Genomic DNA, 19,855 nt, shown 5'->3' with positions numbered 1-19,855 from the left:
GTGCTGCTCGGCCCCATCGGCGCAACCCACCTCGGCGAATTCCGGCCCATCTGCAATCTCTGCGCCTTCGTCATAGACAAAGAACCCCCCTCCCTCCCCCCCCCCCCCCCCCCCCCCCCCCCCCCCCCCCCCCCCCCCCGCCGGTGGTCAGGGTCTTGGAACTCACGGGAGGAGTTCGTCTGCGTTCGGAGCCTTGGTCAGCGTGCCGTACTTGGCGGCGGCGTCGCCGAGGGTCTTGAAGGCGTCTTTGTTGAATTCGACGCGGTAGCGCGGCAGTACGATCTTGGCGCGGGCGGCCTCGTCGATCTTGGTGTAGGTGCCCACGATGTCGCGGACTTCCTGCGGGTGCGCCTGGGCGTATTCGAGCGATTTGTTCATGGCGCGGGTGAACTTCTGCGTGAGGTCGGCCTTGCCCTTGATGGTGTCCGACTTGGTGAAGTAGCCGGCGATGTCCAGCTCCGGGCTCATGTCGACGAAGTTCGAGGAAACGACCTTGCCGCCTTCAGCCACGGCCTTGGACAGGAAGGGCTCCAGGATCCAGGCTGCGTCGACCTGCTTGTTGGCCAGGGCCGCCGGGGCGTCCGGGAAGGCGACCTCGACGAACTTCACGCTCTGCGGGTCCCCGCCATCCTTTTCGATAGCGTGCTTGATGGTGGTGTCGCCGATGTTGGAGAGGTTGTTGACCGAAACGGTCTTGCCGGCGAGGTCCTTCGGGGACTGGATGCCCGAGCCTGCCGGGACGACGACGCCGCCGATGTCCTTGCCGCTCTCACCCGTGGTGGAGGCGCCGTTGGCGACGAACTTCAGGTCAAGGCCCTTGTCCTTGGCGACCATGACCGAGATCAGGTTGGAGAAGGCGAAGTCGAAGCTGCCGCTGACGATACCGGGAACGATGGCCGCGCCGCCGGTTGCGGTCTGGATGTCCAGCTGGAGTCCCTCTTCTTTGAAGAAGCCCTGCTTGTCGCCGAGGTAGATGGGTGCGCAGTCAACGATCGGAATGACGCCGACGCTGACCTTGGTGAGATTCGCGCCGCCGGCGGCTCCGCTTGAGGCAGTACCGCCGCCGGTGGAACTCGGCGAGCCGCTGCCGCAGGCCGACAGCCCGAGAACAGAGGCCGCTGCCAGGACGGCGATAATACGTCGTTTCATGTTCACTCCTATGTGCACAACGGCATGGGAGCGACAAGCCCCCAAGCCTCCAAATGTTCGCTGGTCGAACAAAGGTTCAATATAAGTCTGATCTAACCATAGTGTGAGGTCAACCACAGTTGGAGCATTGTTACAGCTCTGAGACGGAGCGCGTCCAGATGTGCCCTCTAACGCCGAAGTCGCCGCAATCCCCGGAGCCACCCCAAAACCAACGCGGGGTCACATATCGCCCATCCCGGGGGTCGGAATGGGCGATATGTGACCCCGCGTTGGGGTTGGTTTGTTGGGGTTCGTTAGGGGCGGGAGAGGGTGCCGCCGGGCTTGGCGTCCTCCGCCGCGGTCTCGTTCTCTGCGGTCTCGTTCTCTGCGGTCTCGTTCATCGCGGTCTCGTTCTTCAGGGCGGTCCCTTGGGCAGCCACGGCGGGGCGGTTGACGGCGGCCCTGGCCTCCGCGAACTTCTCGTTCAGCCGGGAATGGCGCTGGCCGTAGGAGAAGTAGATGACCATGCCTATCACGAGCCAGATGGCGAAGAAGATCCAGGTCTCCACGGCCAGGTTGGTCATCAGGTACAGGCACAGGACGGCGGAGACGAGCGGGAGCACCTTGCCGAACGGCACCCGGAACGCGGGCTTCAGGTCCGGGCGCTTCTTGCGCAGCACCAGCACGCCGATGCTCACGGTCACGAACGCGGAGAGCGTGCCGATGTTGATCATTTCTTCCAGCAGGTCCACGTTGGTGAGCCCGGCAACCACGGCCACTCCGGCGCCGCAGATGATCTGCAGGCGGACCGGCGTCGCGCGGATGGTGCTGGTCTTGGACAGCGAGCGCGGCAGCAGGCCGTCGCGGCTCATGGCCAGCACCACCCGCGAGAGGCCCATCAGCAGGACCATGATCACGGTGGTCAGGCCCACCAGGGAGCCGAACGCGATGACCTTGGCGGCGTCGTTGTTGCCCACGGCCTCAAACGCCGTGGTCAGCGTGGGGTTATCGGCCTTGGCCAGCTCGGTGTAGGACACCATGCCGGTGAGGGCCAGGGACACCAGGATGTAGAGCACCGTGACGACAGCGAGGCCGCCGAAGATGCCTCGCGGCAGGGTCTTCTGCGGGTTCTTGACTTCCTCGGCCGAGGTGGCCACGACGTCGAACCCGATGAAGGCGAAGAAGACCAGGGCCGCGCCGGCGAAGATGCCGAGCGTGCCGTACTGCGCGGGGGCTGCACCGGTGAGGAAGCCGAAGAAGGACTGCTTCATGATGTCGGCGGCGCCGGTGCCGCCGGTCGGCTCGGAGGTGGGCACGAACGGGGCGTAGTTTTCGAACTTCACGTAGCTGAAGCCCACCACGATCACAAAGAGTACGACGCCGATCTTGATCAGCGTAAAGACGTTGCCGACGCGGGCGGACAGTTTCGTCCCGAGCACCAGCAGCACGGTGAACACGGCGACGATCAGGAAGGCGCCCCAGTACAGGTCAACCACACCGCCCAGCGAGATCGACGGCGGGATGTCCACGCCCATCAGCGCGAACACCTTGCTGAGGTAGATGCCCCAGTACTTGGCGATCACCGCGCCGGCGGTGAACAGCTCGAGGATCAGGTTCCAGCCGATGATCCAGGCCAGCAGCTCGCCCATGGTGGCGTAGGTGAAGACGTAGGCGGAGCCGGCAACGGGGATGGCCGTGGCGAATTCGGCGTAACACATGATTGCCAGCGCACAGGTGACGGCGGCAATGGCGAAGGACAGGGTCACGGCAGGGCCGGCAAAGTTTGCTGCAGCTTTGGCGCCGACCGAGAAGATTCCGGCACCGACGGCAACGGCGACGCCCATAATCATCAGGTCCCAGGAGCTGAGCGAGCGCTTCAACTGGCGTCCGGGTTCATCGGCGTCCGACAGGGACTGCTCGATCGATTTGGTCCGGAAAAGGTTCATAGGGAAGTCCAAAATCTCGGTAGCTTGTTGGAAACAGACCTATTAATAGTAGTGTCCATCCACTGGACGGCCGGATTTATCCCACATCGTGAGACGCCGAACCTGAAGCCGCAGGTCAGCGCAAGGGCGGGCCGCGCAGGTTTCCCTGCACGGCCCGCCCTTGCGTAAGCCCCTCCGGTTTGGTCCGGCTGTAGCAGACCAGCCAGACCGGCCAGTCTGGTTTAGTCCGGCTGTATCAGACCGGCCAGTCCATCAGCGTGGACCGGATCAGGAACCGTTTGCCTTCCGGCGCTTCCACTGAGAAGCCGCTCCCCCGGCCCGGGACCACGTCCACGGTCAGGTGGGTGTGGCTCCAATAGTTGAACTGTTCCTTCGACATCCAGAACCCGATCGGCTGCGGCAGCAGGGCATCGGAAATGTCGAACAGGCCCAGCATCACGTCCGAGTCGCCCGTGATGAACTCCCCGGCGGGGTAGCACATCGGTGAGGACCCGTCGCAGCAGCCGCCGGACTGATGGAACATCAGCGGACCGTGCTGGAGCCACAGCTTGCGCAGCAGTTCCACCGCCTCCTGGGTGAGCGCCACCCGGGAGAAGTCCTCCCCGGGAACGGTCACTGCGGCGTCGAGCTTTGACTGTGGCATCAGAGTCCTTTTCTTCGTCAGTACTTGATTTTGTCAGTACTTGATGACGACGCGGCCGTCGATCTTGGCGTGCTTCATTTCGTCCAGGACGGCATTGACGTCTGCGAGCTCCCGGGTGGAGACGGTGGGGTGGATCTTGCCCTGGGCGTAGAAGTCCAGGGCCTCCTCCAGGTCCTGCCGGGTTCCCACGATGGAGCCGCGCACGGTCAGGCCCTTGAGCACAATCTCGAAGATCGGCGCCGGGAAGTCACCCGGCGGCAGGCCGTTGAACACAATCGTTCCGCCGCGGCGGGCCATCCCGATCGCCTGGCCGAATGCTGACGGGTGCACTGCAGTGACCAGGACTCCATGGCAACCTCCGGTTTCGCGCTGGATGACTTCGGCGGGATCTTCGTGCAGGGCGTTGACGGTCAGTTCCGCGCCGTGCTTCTTGGCCAGGGCGAGCTTGTCATCGGCGATGTCCACCGCGGCAACCCGGAGGCCCATGGCCACCGCGTACTGCACGGCGATGTGCCCGAGTCCGCCGATGCCGGAGATGGTGACCCACTGGCCGGGCCGGGCCTCGGTCATTTTGAGTCCCTTGTAGACGGTCACGCCGGCGCAGAGCACCGGGGCCACCTCCACCGGGTCCGAGCCGGCCGGGATCCTGGCGGCGAACCGCGAGTCCACCAGCATGTATTCCCCGAAGGAGCCGTCCACGCTGTAGCCGGCGTTCTGCTGCGCTTCACACAGGGTTTCCCACCCGGTGCGGCAGTACTGGCAGTCGCCGCAGGCAGACCAGAGCCAGGCATTGCCGACGAGGTCCCCGACGGCCAGGTCGGTGACGCCCTCACCGAGGGCCACCACCTCGCCGACGCCTTCGTGGCCGGGGATAAACGGCGGGCTCGGCTTCACCGGCCAGTCGCCTTCCGCTGCGTGGAGGTCGGTGTGGCAGACGCCGGTGGTCAGCACCTTGACGAGGGCCTCACCCCGGCCCGGCACTGGCACCGGGAGGGTCTGAATCTGCAGGTCTTTGCCGAATTCGGTTACTACAGCGGCCTGCATTGTCGTCGTCGTTGTCGTCGTCATAGCGGAATCCTTGCGTTTGTCGAGCGTGGGTGAAGTGAGGAGGGCGTGGGCAACGGGCCGGCGTCAGCCCGGGTAGGTGCACAACAGGTATGTGCACAGGTGGTGCGGGCGGGGCGGATCCATCGGACTCCGCCCCGCCCGGGTTGGTGCGGCTTAGAAGAAGCCGAGCTTGTTTTCGTTGTAGCTGACCAGGAGGTTCTTGGTCTGCTGGTAGTGGTCCAGCATCATCGAGTGGTTCTCGCGGCCGATGCCGGAGGACTTGTAGCCGCCGAAGGCAGCTCCCGCCGGGTAGGCGTGGTAGTTGTTCACCCAGACCCGGCCGGCCTGGATCTCGCGGCCGGCGCGGTAGGCGACATTGCCGTTGCGGGACCAGACGCCGGCGCCGAGGCCGTAGAGGGTGTCGTTCGCGATGCCCATGGCGTCGTTGTAGTCGCTGAAGCGGGTCACGGACACGACCGGGCCGAAGATCTCCTCCTGGAAGATCCGCATCTTGTTGTGGCCCTCGAAGATGGTCGGCTGGACGTAGTATCCGCCGGCCAGGTCCCCGGGCAGCTCGGCCCGGGCGCCGCCGGTGAGGATCTTGGCGCCCTCCTGCTTGCCGATGTCGATGTAGGACAGGATCTTTTCGAGCTGGTCGTTGGAGGCCTGGGCGCCGAGCTGGGTTTCGGTGTCCAGCGGGTTGCCCTGGATGATCTTCTCCACGCGCTTCACGGCGTCGGCCATGAAGGAATCGTAGATGTCCTCCTGGACCAGGGCGCGGGAGGGGCAGGTGCACACTTCGCCCTGGTTGAAGGCGAAGAGCGCGAAGCCCTCCTGGGCCTTGTCGTAGAACGCGTCGTCGGTCTTGTCGGCGACGTCGTTGAAGAAGATGTTGGGGCTCTTGCCGCCCAGTTCCAGCGTGACCGGGATCAGGTTCTGGCTGGCGTACTGGCTGATCAGGCGGCCGGTGGAGGTTTCGCCGGTGAACGCGATCTTGCGGATCCGCGGGCTGGAGGCCAGCGGCTTGCCGGCCTCGACGCCGAAGCCGTTGACCACGTTCAGGACGCCGGCCGGCAGCAGGTCGCCGATGAGTTCCATCAGGACCAGGATCGAGGACGGGGTCTGCTCGGCCGGCTTGAGGACGACGGCGTTGCCGGCGGCGAGTGCCGGGGCGAGCTTCCAGACGGCCATCAGGATCGGGAAGTTCCAGGGGATGATCTGGCCGACGACGCCGAGCGGCTCGTGGTAGTGGTAGGCGGTGGTGTCGTCGTCGAGCTGGGACAGCCGGCCTTCCTGGGCGCGGACGGCGGAGGCGAAGTAGCGGAAGTGGTCGGCGGCGAGCGGGATGTCCGCGTTGAGGGTCTCGCGGATCGGCTTGCCGTTGTCCCACGATTCGGCGACCGCGAGCATCTCGAGGTTCTCGTCGATCCGGTCGGCGATCTTGTTCAGGATGGCGGCGCGCTCCGCGACGGAGGTCTTGCCCCAGGACGGTGCCACCTTGTGCGCGGCGTCCAGCGCCAGCTCAATGTCCTCGGCGGTGCCGCGGGCGACCTCACAGAACGCCTTGCCGGTGACCGGGGTGATGTTCTCGAAGTACTGGCCCTTGACCGGGGCAACCCACTCGCCGCCGATCCAGTTCTCGTAGCGGTCCTTGAAGGTGACCTTCGAGCCCTCGGTACCGGGCTGTGCGTAGACAGTCATTGCAGCTCCTTTGCTGTGCAAAATGGTGGCGGCCGGTTGTCGGCGCCGCCTATGTGCTCAGCCTAGGAGCGGGGAGGTTGCAGTCAGGTTGCAGGTTGGTGATCCAGGTCACTTGAGCGCGCGATGCCGCCGCTCGCGGCGATGGCCAAGCCCCGTTGCGCTGTCACTTCCGGCTGCTGAACCGGCGAATACGGCCCTGCTGGGGACCGGATCTGACAGCCCAACCGGGGCCGCGGGTCAGGCGCTGAGTTCCGTTTCGAGCCGTTCCAGGTCGGCGACGACGGCGGCGCGCTTGGGCGAGCGCGGCGGCAGCAGTTTCAGCGCCGCGATCCGGACCTCGACGTCGTCCCTCGCCTCGGGCAGCTCGGCATACCTCAGCAGCGACTCGGCGCTGCCGTCCGTGAGCACCGCTTCGCGGAGCAGGGAGGAGACCCGGGTCCGCAGCTCGGCGATCCCCGGGGCTTCGGACCGGGGCAGGACCGCGCCGCGGTAGATCTCCAGGGCGATCCGGTGGGCACCGCGCTGCAGGCAGCTCAGCACCTGGCCGGAGTCCGGCACCAGGTCCAGCGGCAGCCGGTAGGGCCGCGACTCCGGAACGGCGGCCGGGTTGAGCTGCTGCAGGACCTTGCGCAGGCGGACCATCTCGGCCCGCAGGGTCATGGTGGAGGCGTCGCCCGGGTAGAGGAGGGAGCACAGTTCCTCGGCGTTGAGCCCTTCGGGGTGGGTGCTGAGGATGGCCAGGATTTCGCTGTGCCGGGCGGACAGAGCCACCGTGCGGCCGTCGATGCTGAGCAGCGCCTGGTCCCGGCCGAGGAGCTGGAGGCTGTTCCGGTACAGGCTGCCGGCCGTCCCGTCACCGTCCCGGCCCGCGGTGGAGGTGCCCCGGCCCGAGGTGGAGGTGCCACGGCCCGAGGGGGCCGCGCTCCGGCGTCGGGCAGGCGAAGACTGCTGGGCGGCCGCGAGCTGGAGCCGCTCCACGCGGAGGTGCGCCTGGGCGGCGGCGACGGTGGCCTCGACCAGGGACAGCGTGTGCGGGGCGACGGCGGACTCGGTGCCGGTGATGTCCACCACGCCGAGCAGGGCGCCGGAATCCGGATCATGGAAGGGTACGGCCGTGCAGCTCCAGGGGTGGACGGAGCGTTTGTAGTGCTCGGCGCCGGAGATCTGGATGCCGCGGCCCAGGGCCAGGGCGGTGCCGGGGGCGCTGGTGCCCACGGTCGCCTCGGACCAGTCGGCCCCGGGAACGAACATCATGCCTTCGGCCCGGCGCCGCATCTCGGCGTCGCCTTCGACCCAGAGCAGCCGGCCCACCTCGTCGCCGACGGCCACGAGCATGCCGCTGTCGTGGCTGGGCAGCACCAGGAGCTTGTGGATGACGGGCATGATGGCGGCCAGGGGGTGCTGCCGCCGGTATTCCTCGAGTTCTTCGCGGTCCATCGCGAGCGGGGCCTCGGGGTTGTCCGGATTTGCCTGCAGCTGGGCCGAACGGCGCCACGACTCCTGGATCAGGCTGCTGAGGCCGGGCAGCTGCAGGTCGGCAGGGAACATGAGCCGCTTGCTGTCCAACTGCTCATGGCCGGCGCTGGCATACTGCTGGCGCAGCTCTGCGGGGACCCCGCCGGCCGGCGGGAACAGGGCTGCCGGATGGATCGGATTCCTCATTGAACTCCCACCGGACGGGCACGACGGCGTGCCGGAGGCAGCCATGTCCCACCGAGTCTACGGGGCGTTCCGGGCCCCCGCCAGAGCTCCCGCTGCCCTCGCGCGGATGCCGCGCCGAATTCAGACAGCCGCTACGTGGATCCGGGTGGCGGCTGTCCGTTTCCGCAGCAGATGCGTCGGCCGGGTGCCTGCCGGGTGCCTACCCGCGGGAGATCTGCACCATGTCCTCGCGGGGAACCACCTTGACGCGTTCGCGCACGATGCCGTTGGCGTCAGCGGAAGCAGACCACTCGGCGCCAAGGGCCAGTTCGCGGGCGTCGAGCTTGTTCCAGCCTTCCCAGGTGGTGTATTCGATCCCGCGCTCCTCGAGCAGGTCGATGATCGCCTGCGGATCCGGGTTCTGCGCCGGCGGGAGGTTCAGCCGGTCCTCGAGCAGGAAGCCGATCGTCTCCAGCGCGTCACCCTTGGTGTGCCCGATCAGCCCGACGGGGCCGCGCTTGATCCAGCCGGTCGCGTAGATGCCCGGCACGGGGTTGCCCTCGGCGTCGAGCACCCGGCCGCCCTCATTGGGGATGACGCCGCGGCGGGCGTTGTATTCCAGTTCGTCCAGCGGCGAGCCGTGGTAGCCGATCGCGCGGTAGACGGCCTGCACCGGGTAGTCGAGGTACTCCCCCGTGCCCTTGACGTTGCCGGTGCCGTCCAGCTGCATGCGCTCGAACTTGATCCCGGTGACCTTCCCGGGGTGCGCGGCGTCGTCGTGGATCTCGACCGGGCTGTGCAGGAAGTGCAGGTGCAGCCGGCGGGAGGACGGCTCCTCGGCCTCGGCATGTTCCTCGACGAGCCAGTTGGTCAGGGTGTTGACCATGGTGCGGATCTGGTTGTTGCCGCGGATCGCCTCGTCCGAGGCCTCGTCGAACTCGAAGTCCTCCGGGTACAGCACGATGTCGACGTCGCGGGCGTGCGAGAGCTCCCGCAGTTCCAGCGGCGTGAACTTGACCTGGGCCGGTCCGCGGCGGCCGAACACGTGCACGTCCGTGACCGGGGAATTCTTGAGGCCTGCGTAGACGTTGTCCGGGATTTCCGTCACCAGCAGATCGTCGGCGTGCTTGACCAGCATCCGGGCCACGTCGAGGGCGACGTTGCCGTTGCCGATCACCGCGATCTCTTTGGCCTCCAGCGGCCAGTCGCGCGGAACGTCGGGGTGCCCGTCGTACCAGGAGACGAAGTCCGCCCCGCCGAAGGAACCCTCGAGGTCGACGCCGGGGATGTCCAGCTCCGCGTCCTTGATGGCGCCGGTGGAGAAAATCACGGCGTCGTAGAAGGCGCGGAAGTCGTGCAGGGTCAGGTCGCGGCCGTAGGTGACGTTGCCGAGGAAGCGGATGTCGCCACGGTCCAGGACCTTGTGCAGCGCGTTGACGATCCCCTTGATCCGGGGATGGTCGGGGGCGACGCCGTAGCGGATCAGGCCGTAGGGCGCCGGGTACGCCTCGAAGAGGTCGATGCTGACCTCGAAGTCGCCGTCCTTGACTTCGTTGGACTTGGTCAGGATGTCCGCGGCGTAGACGCCGGCCGGTCCGGCGCCGACAATCGCAACGCGGAGCGGACGTTTGGACGTGGATTCGGCCGAGTTGGACACCGGGAGCCCTTCTGAGTCTTGGCGGGTGCGCCTGTTTATGCAGCGCACAAGGTCCTATTCTAAATGTCCGCAGTAGGGAACGGGCGCGTCAGTGACCGACATCGCGGGGTTCCGTGCCCGGCGGGTGTCGCCTCGCGCGCGGAATGCGGGAGGCTTCCGTGCCCGGCGGGTGTCGCTTCGCGCGCAAGAAGTGGGAGACGCCGGGGGCACCGCTGCCGAAAAGCAGGAATAGCGGTCCCGGAGGTGGTGTTATGGGTCTTGTGCCTACCCCCGACCAGTCCCATGCCCCAGCCGCGCTGACCCCGGGCGCCGCTGCCCCCGGCGGCCTGCCGAAGCGGACCCCGGCCGCCCTCAAGGCAGTGGACAAGGATACGACGGCGGGCATCATCTTCGGGATCGGCGCCTATGGCCTGTGGGGGCTGATGCCGCTCTACTTCTTTATGCTGCAGCCTGCCGGGGCAGTGGAGATCGTGGCCAACCGGGTGGTCTGGTCGCTGGTGTTCTGCGTCCTGCTGGTCACCATCACCCGCTCCTGGCGGGTCCTGGCAGCCGCCTTCCGGAACCGAACGGTGATCCTCCCGCTGATCATCGCGGCGGTCCTGATCGCGGTGAACTGGCTGACCTATGTGTACGGCGTGACCACCGGGCAGGCCGTGGAAGCCTCGCTCGGGTACTTCATCAACCCGCTCGTGTCGGTCCTGATCGGCGTGGTCGTGCTCAAGGAGAAACTGCGGCCGCTGCAGTGGGCCGCCGTCGGAATCGGCTTCATCGCCGTGGGCGTCCTGACGGTTTCCTACGGCAAACTGCCGTGGATCGCCCTGACCCTGGCCCTGAGCTTTGGCCTGTACGGCTTCGTCAAGAAGCGCGTCGGTCCGCGCGCCGATGCGCTCACCAGCCTCAGCGTTGAGACGATCGTGCTGGCGCCGGTCGCGGCCGCCGCGATGATCATCCTCGCGCTCACCGGCGCCGCGACGCTGACGGCCCACGGCGCCGGGCACTTCTGGCTCCTCGCGGCGTCGGGCATCATCACCGCCGTGCCGTTGCTGTTCTTCGGCGCCTCCGCCCGCCGGCTGCCAATGACCACCATCGGCCTGTTGCAGTACGTCGCCCCGGTGCTGCAGTTCATCGTGGCGCTGGCCGTGTTCCAGGAGCCCATGACGACGGACCGCTGGATCGGCTTCGGTGTCGTCTGGCTGGCCCTTCTGGTGCTCACCGTAGACATGCTGCTGACCGCGGGGAAGAACTCCGTGAACCGGAAACGGGCCCGCGCGGCCGCCTGAGACCCGCCCAGGCGGCGCGCCGGTTCCGGTTGCCGGCACCGGTTCGGGTTGCCAGCGCCGGGCCGGTCAGACTGCCGGGCTGGTCTGGATTCGTGAGTAGTCGCGCGGCACGACCACCATGGGTACCGGCAGGGCCAGGAGCACCTTGTGGGCTGTGCTGCCGATGAAGAGCTTGTTCTTCTCCGCCAGGCGGGATGAACCGACGATCAGGATCTCGCCCTCGTCCCAGTCGATGTCGTCGATCGCTTCCTCAATCGTGCGCCCGTGGGCAACCTCAACGCTGACGTCGTGCCCGGCCGGGAGCCGGTGGGCGGCCGCGGTGAGGACGGTGTTGGCGTGGATGTGCGCGGCGTTGATGTTCTCGCCGCTGTTCCCTTCGGCGTCGAGTTCCACGAGGGATACCAGCCGGAGCGGGACCCCGCGGCGTTCCGCGGCGGTAATCGCGACGTCGATCGCGGCCTCCGCGCCGGGGCGCTGGCCCACCGCGAGGGTCAGCCGGGTGATCGGCTCCGTGCGCCGGTAGCCGCGCGGGGCGAGCGCCACCGCCACGGGTGAGGCGTGGAGCAGGGCGTTGGCTGCGCTGCCGATGGTGTACCGCTTGAACAACCCCGCGCTGGCGGCGCCGACGACGATCAGTCCGGCCTCGTAGTCCAGGGCAGCATCGATGAGGCCTGCTGCATGTGAGTCGGCGTGGCGGACATGGAACTTGGCTTCGACGTCCTTGGGGATCAGCGACAGGCCCTCGCGTTCCGCGGTGATCATTTCCTGCTCCGCGGCGCTGACACCGCTTCCCTCCGGGTGCAGGGCGACATAGGGGGTCCGGCGGTCCACAACGTAGACGAGGTCCAGGTGTGCACCCTGGGCGCGGGCCAGGGCGGAGGCCAGGGCAACGGCGTCGGCGCCGCGGTCGCTGGGTGTGTAGCCAACTACGTATCGCATCTATGAACCCCTTATGGGTCTGTGGCAGAAGCCAGCTTTGCTCCGGGGGGTTCCGGGCGACGTCGGCCGGTCTGCGTCCTGCAGTGGTAGGAACGACTCTAGCCCAGCGGGGCCCTGAAATGGCCGTGCCGGACTGTGACTTTCGGCCCTGAACAGGGCAATCATCCGTTCCTAGGCTGGAGGAGACGAGGGGAGCCCACCATGAGGGCGATTAACACCGGGAAGGTCCACACCAGTGCACGGAACCCGAGGGTGGGGATGCTGGCACTGCTGCTGGCCCTCACCGCCTGCACGCCGTCCACGCCACAACCCGGCGGAACCAGCCAGCCCGCCGCCACGTCCACCGCTGCCTCGACCGCCCCGGGAACGTCGACGGCGGCCCCTTCAGCATCGGCCACCGTGCCGGCTGACTCTGATGAAACGGCGCCGCCGCAGTCGGGCGACAAGGTGATCTCCTCCACGGTCGCCCTCGACTGGACCTGGCCGGGCCCGGGCCGGCCGTCGAGGATCCCAGAGAAGAACCCGGTGCCGATTTCTCCGCCGCCGGCCGCTCCCCTGCCAACGCTGTATGCCATCGGAGCCGGGATGCACCCGGCGGAGACACTACCCTATGACCAGCTGAGCTTCCGGTTCCAGGGCGGGTTCCCGGGCTATGACATAGAGTTTGTCCCCGAACTGATCGCCGACGGCAGCGGACTGCCGGTGCCCATGCCCGGAACCGGAGCCATCCTCAAGGTGGTGTTCCACGGCGCCCAGGCACACACGGCGGACGGCACGGCCAGCACCATCACGAGCGCGCCCGCCCCGGCAATCGGCTACCCGGCCCTCACCGGCTACGCCCCGGCCGGGGACTTCGAGGGCGTCCTCAGCTACGGGATCGGCGTCGGCCGGCCCAGGGACACGGTGCCGGAAACCAGGGTTCGGGTCTACGAGGTCGAGAAGATCGAGCGGGGCCAGCACCTGTACGTCGTCGCGGTCCAGATCGACGCCAGTTCCTGGAAATAGCGCGCGTTAACGCGGCAGAGTCGCGGACCGTTGGTCCGTGGCTCTGCCGGCTTAAGGTCTCCGTATCACCGGTGCCCTGCCGGGTGTCCGTCCGCCCGGGTGTCCGGCCACCCAAGTGCCCGCCCTGCCGGAGTCCGGTTTGCCGGGTTTGTCAGGCGTTCGCCTTGATGGCCGCGGCCAGGACCTGGAGTCCGTCCAGCAGCAGCTCGTCGCTGATGACCAGCGGCGGCAGCAGCCGGATGACGTTGCCGTAGGTGCCGCAGGTGAGGATGATGACACCCTCCTTGAGGCAAGCGGCGGCGACGGCCTTGGTCAGCTCCGGGTTCGGTTCCTTCGAGCCGGCCTGGACCAGTTCGATCGCCAGCATCGCGCCGCGGCCGCGGACGTCGCCAATCACCGGCTGTTCGGCGGCGAGTTCGCGCAGCTTGCCGAGCGCGATCTCCTCGATGTGCCTGGCCCGGGCGTTGAGGCCGTACTGCTCCATCGAGCCGATCGACGCCAGCGCCGCGGCGCACGCCACCGGGTTGCCGCCGTAAGTGCCGCCGAGGCCGCCCGGGTGGACGGCGTCGAGCAGCTCTGCCCGGCCGGTGATGGCGGAAAGCGGCATGCCCCCGGCGATGCCCTTGGCCATGGTGATGATGTCCGGGATGACGCCCTCGTGGTTCACGGCGAACCATTCGCCGGTGCGGCAGAAGCCGGACTGCACCTCGTCGGCGATGAAGACGATGCCCTTGTCCTTGGCCCAGGCGGCCAGCGCGGGCAGGAAACCCTCGGCCGGGACGATGAAACCGCCCTCGCCCTGGATCGGTTCGATGATGATCGCGGCTACCTGCTCGCCGCCGATCTGCTTCTCGATCATGGTGATGACGCGCTGGGCGGCCTGGGCGCCGGTGATCTCCGGGTTTTCCTCGCGGTACGGGTAGCTCATCGGCATCCGGTAGATCTCGGGCGCGAACGGGCCGAAGTTGGTCTTGTAGGGCATGGCCTTGGCGGTCAGCGCCATGGTCAGGTTGGTGCGGCCGTGGTAGGCGTGGTCGAACGCGACGACAGCGTCGCGGCCGGTGGCCAGGCGGGCCACCTTGACCGCGTTTTCCACGGCTTCGGCGCCGGAGTTGAACAGCACAGTGCGCTTCTCGTGGTCACCGGGCGTAAGCCGGTTCAGCTGCTCGGCGACGGCGACATAGCCTTCATAGGGCGTGACCATAAAGCAGGTGTGGGTGAAGTGCTCCACGGCTTCCTTGACCGCGCCGACGACGGCCGGGTCGGAGGCGCCAACGCTGGTCACGGCAATGCCGGAGCCGAGGTCGATGAAGGAGTTGCCGTCGACGTCGTGGATGATGCCGCCATCGGCGTCGGCGACAAAGACCGGGACGCTGGACGCGACGCCGGCGGCGACGACGGCCTTGCGGCGCGCGGTCAGCGCGAGGGACTTCGGGCCCGGGAAGTCGGCCTGGACGCGGCGTTTCTGCTCCAGGCGGTAGGTGATGTCAGAGGCGGTGGCGGTCATGGGGAAGCCTTTCTGGCGTGCTGGTTCTGCGGCGGGACTGTGCCGGGCAAACGGCGGGGGTGGGGGTGGGGCGCTGGGTGGCGGGCGGTGCGGTGTGCGCTGGCTAGGCGTCCAAGGCACTCATCACGTGCTTGATCCGGGTGTAGTCCTCGACGCCGTACATGGAGAGGTCCTTGCCGTAGCCGGACTGCTTGAACCCGCCGTGCGGCATTTCGGCGGTGAGCAGGATGTGCGTGTTGATCCAGACGGCGCCGAAGTCCAGGTCGCGGCTCAGGCGCATCGCGGTGCCGTGGTTGGACGTCCAGACGCTGGAGGCGAGTGCGTAGTCGACGTCGTTCGCCAGCTCCACGGCCTCTTCCTCGGAGCTGAACTTCTGCACGGTGATGACCGGGCCGAAGGTTTCCTTCTGCACGATGTCGTCGCTCTGCTTGGCACCGGTGACGATGGTGGGCTCGAAGAAGTAGCCCTTCTCGCCGGCCTGGTGTCCGCCGGTCTCGATCCGGCAGTTTTCCGGAAGGGACTCCACCAGGGACTTGACCGTGTTGAAGTGGTTGATGTTGTTCAGCGGGCCGAAGTAGTTGTCCTCATCGTTCTGCGAGCCGGTGTGCAGGGTCTTCGTGTGCTCCACCAGGGCCGCCACGAGATCGTCGTAGGCGGAGTCCTGGACCAGCACGCGGGCGATCGCGGTGCAGTCCTGGCCGGCGTTGAAGAAGGCGAACTCGGCGATGGCCGCGGCGCTCTTCTTGATGTCGGCGTCGGCGAAGACCACCGCGGGGGCCTTGCCGCCGAGTTCCAGGTGGGCGCGCTTGAGGCCCTTCGCGGCACCGGAGGCGACGGCGATGCCGGCCCGGACCGAGCCGGTGATCGAGACGAGGCCGGGGACCTTGTGCTCCACCATCAGGGCGCCGGTCTCGCCGGTGCCCAGGACGACGTTGAGCACGCCGGCCGGGAAGATCTCGCCGGCGAGGCGGGCCAGGACCAGGGTGGATTCCGGGGTGGTGTCCGAGGGCTTGAGCACCACGGTGTTGCCCGCGGCGAGTGCGGGTCCGATCTTCCAGATGGCCATCAGGAACGGATAGTTCCAGGGCGCGACCTGCGCGACGACGCCGATCGGCTCGCGCCGGACGAAGGAGGTGTGGCCCTCGAAGTATTCCCCGGCGGACTTGCCCTCCAGAATGCGGGCGGCGCCGGCGAAGAAGCGCAACTGGTCGGCTCCGGCGGCAACTTCCTCCGTGGCGATCAGGGACCGGACCTGGCCGGTGTTGCGGTGCTGGGCCTCGACGAGTTCGTCGCTGTTGGCCTCGACGGCGTCGGCGAGCTTGAGCAGCATGAGCTGGCGCTGCCCCGGCGTCGTGCGCTTCCAGGTCTTGAAGGCGTCCTTCGCGGCGGTCATGGCGGCGTCGACGTCGGCCTCGACCGAGACCGGCGACTTCGCCACGACCTCGCCGTTGGTGGGATTGACGATGGTCAGCATCCCGGTGCCGGCGGGAGTGACAAACTCGCCGTTGATGAAGTTCTGCAAGGTTTGAACCACGGTGTGCAACCTCTTTCGCGCTGAAAAGGACCCAGTAAGACTGCTCCGAGCCTATGCCAGCAGGCACCCCGAAGGAATAGCCACCTGCACACCGTTCACGGCACTGTTTAGTGCGCTTGACCAGCCCCCGGTTATCCTGAATCCATGGCCATATCCCTTGCCGCCCTGCTGGCGGTGCCGTCGCTCAAACTGGCCAAGGCCGGCCTCGCCGAAACGACCTGGCACCAGGACATCGTCTGGGTGGCCGTCACCGAGCAGGAGGACCCGCAGCGGTTCCTCAACGGCGGCGAACTGATCCTCACCACCGGCATGCGGCTCAGGAGCGCGCCGGAACAGCGCCGCTTCGTCCGCCAGGTCCAGCGCGCCGGGGCGGTGGGGATCGGCTTCGGCATCGGCCTGACGCACGACGCCGTGCCGCCTGCCCTGATTGCCGAGGCCAACCGCTGGGGGCTGCCGGTGGTCGAGGTGCCGTACGGGACCCCGTTCATCGCGATCGGCAAGCTGGTCGCCGACGCCCAGGCCGCGGACCACGTCAGCAAGCTGGAGCGGCTCATCGCCGGGCACCAGATCCTGGCGCGCGCCCTGCTCACCGGCGGCGGCCTGGCCGAACTCCTGAAACACCTTGGCTCCATGCTGCGGACCGACATCGTGCTGACCCAGTTCACCGCGCAGCTCTACAACAGCGTCCCCGGCAGCCCCGCGCCCACCGCCGCGGGCTGGGCGTCCTTTCCGGTTCCCACCGGCCGGCGCGACGCGTGCACGCTCTGGATCAGGCAGCCTTTCGAGGACTCCGGCATCGTCGGCTACGCCCAGAACCTGATCAGCGTCGAGCTCAACAACATGGTCAAACAGCGCCAGTCCCAGCGCGCCCTGGCCGGGCAGGTCCTGGAGGACGTGATCCACGGGACGCTGGAGCCGAGCGAAGCCACCCGCCGGCTCGCCGGGATCGGCGTCAACAGCACCCGCCGGAACGTGGTCCTGCTGGCCGAATCCGCCGCGCACGTCAAGCAACTCGGGACCACCTCGCTGCCGCAGCAGCTGGAAAAGGCGGTGAGCGCCGTCGTCGGCAAGGATCTGGTGGCGGTGCTGCCCGACGACGGAAGCGGCGCCAGTGCGCTGGCCCGGAGCCTCAGCGACCACCTGGCCGAGGCCGGGATCCACGCCACGATCGGGATCGGCGGGGCGTACACCAAGCCGAACGGACTGCGCTGGAGCTACTTCGAGGCCCGTGATGCGGCCAGCCACGGGTTGCCGGTGAACGAACCCGAGCGGCTGAGCCTGACCTCGCTGCTGCTGGCCAGCGAGGATGTGCCGCTGGCGGACATGGCGAACGAGTCGCTGAATCCGCTGCGGACCTTCGACGCCGCCCACGGCGCCGATCTGATGGCCACGCTGGAGTGCTACCTGAACAGCAACGGCTCGGTGGCCGCCGTCGCCGAGGCGCTCACGCTGCACCGGAACACGGTCCGCTACCGGCTGGCCCAGATCACCGAACTGACCGGCTACGACCCGGCCCAGACCTCGGACCGGGTCCAGCTCTGGCTCGCCCTCGCCGTCCAGCGGCTCACCGCCCGCCAGCCCCGCGAACCCCGCCCACCCCTCCCACCAGGACCAACGCGGGGTCAGACACAGCCCATCCGGGGCCTTAACTTGGGCGCGATGTGACCCCGCGTTGCTTGGTGGGGTGGGCGCGGGGCGGGTCATGCGCGGAGATATTCACCACTAAATCCTTTCCCTCAAACGTCAAACGTCTAACCTTTAGAAATGGCCAGTAGCACTGCGGCGTCCGCCGTTACCGAGACAGTACCCGCCGCCGTCGCGCGCACACCGCGCGGCGTGATCATCGCCGGTGTGGTTGCGATCGTCCTGATCGGGCTCAATCTGCGCGCCGGCATCACCGGCGCCGCCGCACTCCTGCACGACCTGCAGGAAGTCCTGGGCTACGGGCCGCTGATCGCCGCCATCATCCCCTCAATCCCCACCCTGTGCTTTGCCGTCGCCGGCGCCGCGACCTCCTGGCTCACCCGACAGCTGGGCCTCGAGAAGGCCATCCTGTTCTCCCTCGTGCTGCTCGCGGCGGGGCTGCTGGTCCGCGGGATCCCGTCCACCGGCATGCTGATGCTGGGCACCGTCGTCGGGATGTCCGGACTGGCGATCTGCAACGTGGCGATGCCGTCCTTCATCCGGGTGCATTTCGCGGACCGGACCTCGCTGATGACGGCGCTGTATACGGTCACCATGACGACGGGCGCCACCGTCGTCGCCGTCCTGATCGTTCCCGTAGCGCAGCAGCTCGGCTCGCCCTCCGCCGGGGTCGGCGCGATCGGTTACCTGGCGCTGGTCGCCTGCCTCGGCTTCCTGCCGATCGCCCTGCACGCCCACCGCAACGCACCCGCCGGCAAAGCGGCCCGGGTCTCCCCCTGGCCCCTGCTGCGGACCCGGACCGGGATCCTCATTACGCTCGGCTTCACGGTCCAGGCCCTGCTGGCCTACGCCGTGCTCAGCTGGTTCCCCTACATGCTGATCACACTGGGAGTCTCGGCCTCCCAGAGCGGTCTGATGTTCGGCCTGATGCAGCTCGTCTCGGTCCCGTCCGGCATGGTGCTGGTCGCGATCGGCTCACGCCCCCGGAGGCTGCGCACCGCGTTCTACCTGGCCACACTCACGATGGCCGCGGGCGTCCTGTCCATGCTGTTCCTGCCGGTCTCCTGGGCTGCGCTGACCGCAGTGCTGCTCGGCTTCGGGCTCGGCATCTTCCCGCTGGTGATGGTCATGATCAGCCGCAGCGGCCGCAGCACCGCCGAAACCACCGCCCTGTCCACGGTGGCGCAGTCCGCCGGCTACCTGCTGGCGACACTCGGCCCGTTCGGCATGGGGCTGCTGCACAGCGCCACCGGGTCCTGGACGCTGCCGCTGCTCCTGCTGCTCGCCGTGGCGCTGGGCCAGATCGTCGTCGGGCATCTGCTCACCGCCCGGCCCAAGGTTCCGGCGCGCCCGGACGCCGTTCCGGCGGACATGTCCCGCGGAACGGCGCAGTCATGAGCCTCACGACGTCGCACCGGCCTCCGCTGGTGGAGGAAATCACCGCCAAGCTGCGCGAACTGATCCATTCGGGCGAGTGGCCATTGCAGCAGCGGATCCCGGCCGAACCTGAACTGATGGCCGTCCTGGGCGTCTCGCGGGGCACCCTGCGCGAGGCGGTCAAGGCCCTGGCCCACAGCGGCATGCTGGAAGTCCGGCGCGGGGACGGCACCTACGTCCGCGCCAGCAGCGAGATTTCCGGCGCCGCGCAGCGGATGTACCGGGACCACTCACAGGTCCACATCCTGGAGGTCCGGGTCGGGCTGGACACCCAGGCTGCCCGGCTCGCCGCCCGCCATGCCACCGCCGACGACGTCGCTGCGATGCGCGCGCTGCTGGAGTCCCGCCGGGTGGCCTGGCAGGCCGGGGACTACGCCGGCTGGGCGCGTGCGGACTGGGATTTCCACGTCCTGGTGGCACAGGCGTCCGGAAATCCGCTGTTGCACGAGCTGTACGTGAGTTTCGGCGTCGTTTTCCACGCCGACCTGCTCCGGCAGCAGGCCCGCGGCGGCTTCGACGGCCTCCCGCACGAGGGCCACGGCGAACTCGTCGACGCCATCGCCGCGCGGAACGACACAGCCGCCGTCGACAGCGTGCACCGGAACCTGAATTCCTGCGCGGAGTGGCTCCAGCAGTAGGACAGCCCGCGCAACACAAAGCCTGCACGACAAAGGCCTCCGCGCCGGAAACTTGTTCCGGCGCGGAGGCCTTCGTTGCGGGACTGAGGTGTCCGCGGGGCTGAGGGC

15 protein-coding genes are annotated in these 19,855 nt (G+C 67.9%); 5 read left to right on the top strand and 10 right to left on the bottom strand.

Features of this window, described 5'->3' with window-relative positions:
- Positions 1-162: 162 nt before the first annotated feature.
- The 7 genes from AC50YM_RS13880 to AC50YM_RS13850 form a co-directional block, all read right to left on the bottom strand.
- On the bottom strand, positions 163-1,149 hold the full coding sequence (locus AC50YM_RS13880; RefSeq protein WP_494957536.1) for an ABC transporter substrate-binding protein: 987 nt from the start codon (positions 1,147-1,149) through the stop codon (positions 163-165).
- A gap of 293 nt (positions 1,150-1,442) precedes the next feature.
- Complete coding sequence (locus AC50YM_RS13875) at positions 1,443-3,074, bottom strand: APC family permease (protein ID WP_494957535.1); 1,632 nt, start codon at positions 3,072-3,074, stop codon at positions 1,443-1,445.
- A gap of 235 nt (positions 3,075-3,309) precedes the next feature.
- The gene (locus tag AC50YM_RS13870; protein ID WP_494957534.1) at positions 3,310-3,717 is read right to left on the bottom strand and encodes a DUF779 domain-containing protein; all 408 of its coding nucleotides are present in this window, start codon (positions 3,715-3,717) and stop codon (positions 3,310-3,312) included.
- A gap of 33 nt (positions 3,718-3,750) precedes the next feature.
- Positions 3,751-4,761, bottom strand: a complete 1,011-nt coding sequence (gene adhP, locus AC50YM_RS13865; protein ID WP_494957540.1) for an alcohol dehydrogenase AdhP — start codon at positions 4,759-4,761, stop codon at positions 3,751-3,753.
- 177 nt (positions 4,762-4,938) lie between these two features.
- A complete protein-coding gene (gene exaC / locus AC50YM_RS13860; RefSeq protein WP_494957533.1) occupies positions 4,939-6,465 on the bottom strand; it encodes an acetaldehyde dehydrogenase ExaC in 1,527 nt (508 codons plus the stop codon).
- Positions 6,466-6,702: 237 nt separating this feature from the next.
- Positions 6,703-8,127, bottom strand: a complete 1,425-nt coding sequence (locus AC50YM_RS13855; RefSeq protein ID WP_494957532.1) for a GAF domain-containing protein — start codon at positions 8,125-8,127, stop codon at positions 6,703-6,705.
- 199 nt (positions 8,128-8,326) lie between these two features.
- Entirely contained in the window at positions 8,327-9,763 is a 1,437-nt protein-coding gene (locus AC50YM_RS13850; RefSeq protein ID WP_494957531.1) for an FAD-dependent oxidoreductase, read from the bottom strand.
- A 251-nt stretch (positions 9,764-10,014) separates the two neighbouring features.
- Here AC50YM_RS13850 and rarD point away from each other — a divergent pair, with 251 nt between their 5' ends.
- On the top strand, positions 10,015-11,043 hold the full coding sequence (rarD, locus tag AC50YM_RS13845; protein WP_494957530.1) for an EamA family transporter RarD: 1,029 nt from the start codon (positions 10,015-10,017) through the stop codon (positions 11,041-11,043).
- A 66-nt stretch (positions 11,044-11,109) separates the two neighbouring features.
- Here the strand turns inward: rarD and AC50YM_RS13840 are convergent, their stop codons facing one another.
- Positions 11,110-11,982 carry a universal stress protein gene (locus tag AC50YM_RS13840; protein ID WP_494957529.1) on the bottom strand — a complete coding sequence of 291 codons (873 nt, stop codon included), beginning with the start codon at positions 11,980-11,982 and terminating at the stop codon, positions 11,110-11,112.
- 201 nt (positions 11,983-12,183) lie between these two features.
- Here AC50YM_RS13840 and AC50YM_RS13835 point away from each other — a divergent pair, with 201 nt between their 5' ends.
- Entirely contained in the window at positions 12,184-12,987 is an 804-nt protein-coding gene (locus tag AC50YM_RS13835) for an AMIN-like domain-containing (lipo)protein (RefSeq protein WP_494957528.1), read from the top strand.
- Between the two features lie 151 nt (positions 12,988-13,138).
- Here AC50YM_RS13835 and gabT read toward each other — a convergent pair whose 3' ends face one another.
- Together gabT and AC50YM_RS13825 are read right to left on the bottom strand one after the other, a co-directional pair.
- Positions 13,139-14,494 carry a 4-aminobutyrate--2-oxoglutarate transaminase gene (gene gabT, locus AC50YM_RS13830; protein WP_494957527.1) on the bottom strand — a complete coding sequence of 452 codons (1,356 nt, stop codon included), beginning with the start codon at positions 14,492-14,494 and terminating at the stop codon, positions 13,139-13,141.
- Positions 14,495-14,597: 103 nt separating this feature from the next.
- Positions 14,598-16,028, bottom strand: a complete 1,431-nt coding sequence (locus tag AC50YM_RS13825) for a gamma-aminobutyraldehyde dehydrogenase (RefSeq protein WP_494957526.1) — start codon at positions 16,026-16,028, stop codon at positions 14,598-14,600.
- A gap of 144 nt (positions 16,029-16,172) precedes the next feature.
- On the opposite strand from AC50YM_RS13825, the gene AC50YM_RS13820 reads away from it, so the two are divergent.
- The 3 genes from AC50YM_RS13820 to AC50YM_RS13810 all read left to right on the top strand — a co-directional run bounded on the left by AC50YM_RS13820 (position 16,173) and on the right by AC50YM_RS13810 (position 19,747).
- Complete coding sequence (locus AC50YM_RS13820; RefSeq protein ID WP_494957525.1) at positions 16,173-17,693, top strand: PucR family transcriptional regulator; 1,521 nt, start codon at positions 16,173-16,175, stop codon at positions 17,691-17,693.
- A 99-nt stretch (positions 17,694-17,792) separates the two neighbouring features.
- A complete protein-coding gene (locus AC50YM_RS13815; protein ID WP_494957524.1) occupies positions 17,793-19,070 on the top strand; it encodes an MFS transporter in 1,278 nt (425 codons plus the stop codon).
- Entirely contained in the window at positions 19,067-19,747 is a 681-nt protein-coding gene (locus AC50YM_RS13810; protein ID WP_494957523.1) for a FadR/GntR family transcriptional regulator, read from the top strand. The genes AC50YM_RS13815 and AC50YM_RS13810 overlap by 4 nt, the downstream gene beginning before the upstream one ends.
- The last annotated feature ends 108 nt before the right edge of the window (positions 19,748-19,855 follow it).

The organism is Pseudarthrobacter sp. RHLT1-30-1 (assembly GCF_059383415.1).
The sequence above is the reverse complement of the archived record's forward strand: the minus strand, read 5'-3'. Positions and strand labels throughout refer to the sequence as shown.

Excerpts from the sequence above, each read along its gene's own strand:
- AC50YM_RS13870 (WP_494957534.1), bottom strand. The coding sequence starts at position 3,717 with ATGCCACAGTCAAAGCTCGACGCCGCAGTGACCGTTCCCGGGGAGGAC.
- AC50YM_RS13840 (WP_494957529.1), bottom strand. The coding sequence starts at position 11,982 with ATGCGATACGTAGTTGGCTACACACCCAGCGACCGCGGCGCCGACGCC.
- AC50YM_RS13855 (WP_494957532.1), bottom strand. The coding sequence starts at position 8,127 with ATGAGGAATCCGATCCATCCGGCAGCCCTGTTCCCGCCGGCCGGCGGG.
- AC50YM_RS13875 (WP_494957535.1), bottom strand. The coding sequence starts at position 3,074 with ATGAACCTTTTCCGGACCAAATCGATCGAGCAGTCCCTGTCGGACGCC.
- AC50YM_RS13835 (WP_494957528.1), top strand. The coding sequence starts at position 12,184 with ATGAGGGCGATTAACACCGGGAAGGTCCACACCAGTGCACGGAACCCG.
- exaC (WP_494957533.1), bottom strand. The coding sequence starts at position 6,465 with ATGACTGTCTACGCACAGCCCGGTACCGAGGGCTCGAAGGTCACCTTC.
- rarD (WP_494957530.1), top strand. The coding sequence starts at position 10,015 with ATGGGTCTTGTGCCTACCCCCGACCAGTCCCATGCCCCAGCCGCGCTG.
- gabT (WP_494957527.1), bottom strand. The coding sequence starts at position 14,494 with ATGACCGCCACCGCCTCTGACATCACCTACCGCCTGGAGCAGAAACGC.
- AC50YM_RS13880 (WP_494957536.1), bottom strand. The coding sequence starts at position 1,149 with ATGAAACGACGTATTATCGCCGTCCTGGCAGCGGCCTCTGTTCTCGGG.
- AC50YM_RS13820 (WP_494957525.1), top strand. The coding sequence starts at position 16,173 with ATGGCCATATCCCTTGCCGCCCTGCTGGCGGTGCCGTCGCTCAAACTG.
- AC50YM_RS13810 (WP_494957523.1), top strand. The coding sequence starts at position 19,067 with ATGAGCCTCACGACGTCGCACCGGCCTCCGCTGGTGGAGGAAATCACC.
- adhP (WP_494957540.1), bottom strand. The coding sequence starts at position 4,761 with ATGCAGGCCGCTGTAGTAACCGAATTCGGCAAAGACCTGCAGATTCAG.
- AC50YM_RS13815 (WP_494957524.1), top strand. The coding sequence starts at position 17,793 with ATGGCCAGTAGCACTGCGGCGTCCGCCGTTACCGAGACAGTACCCGCC.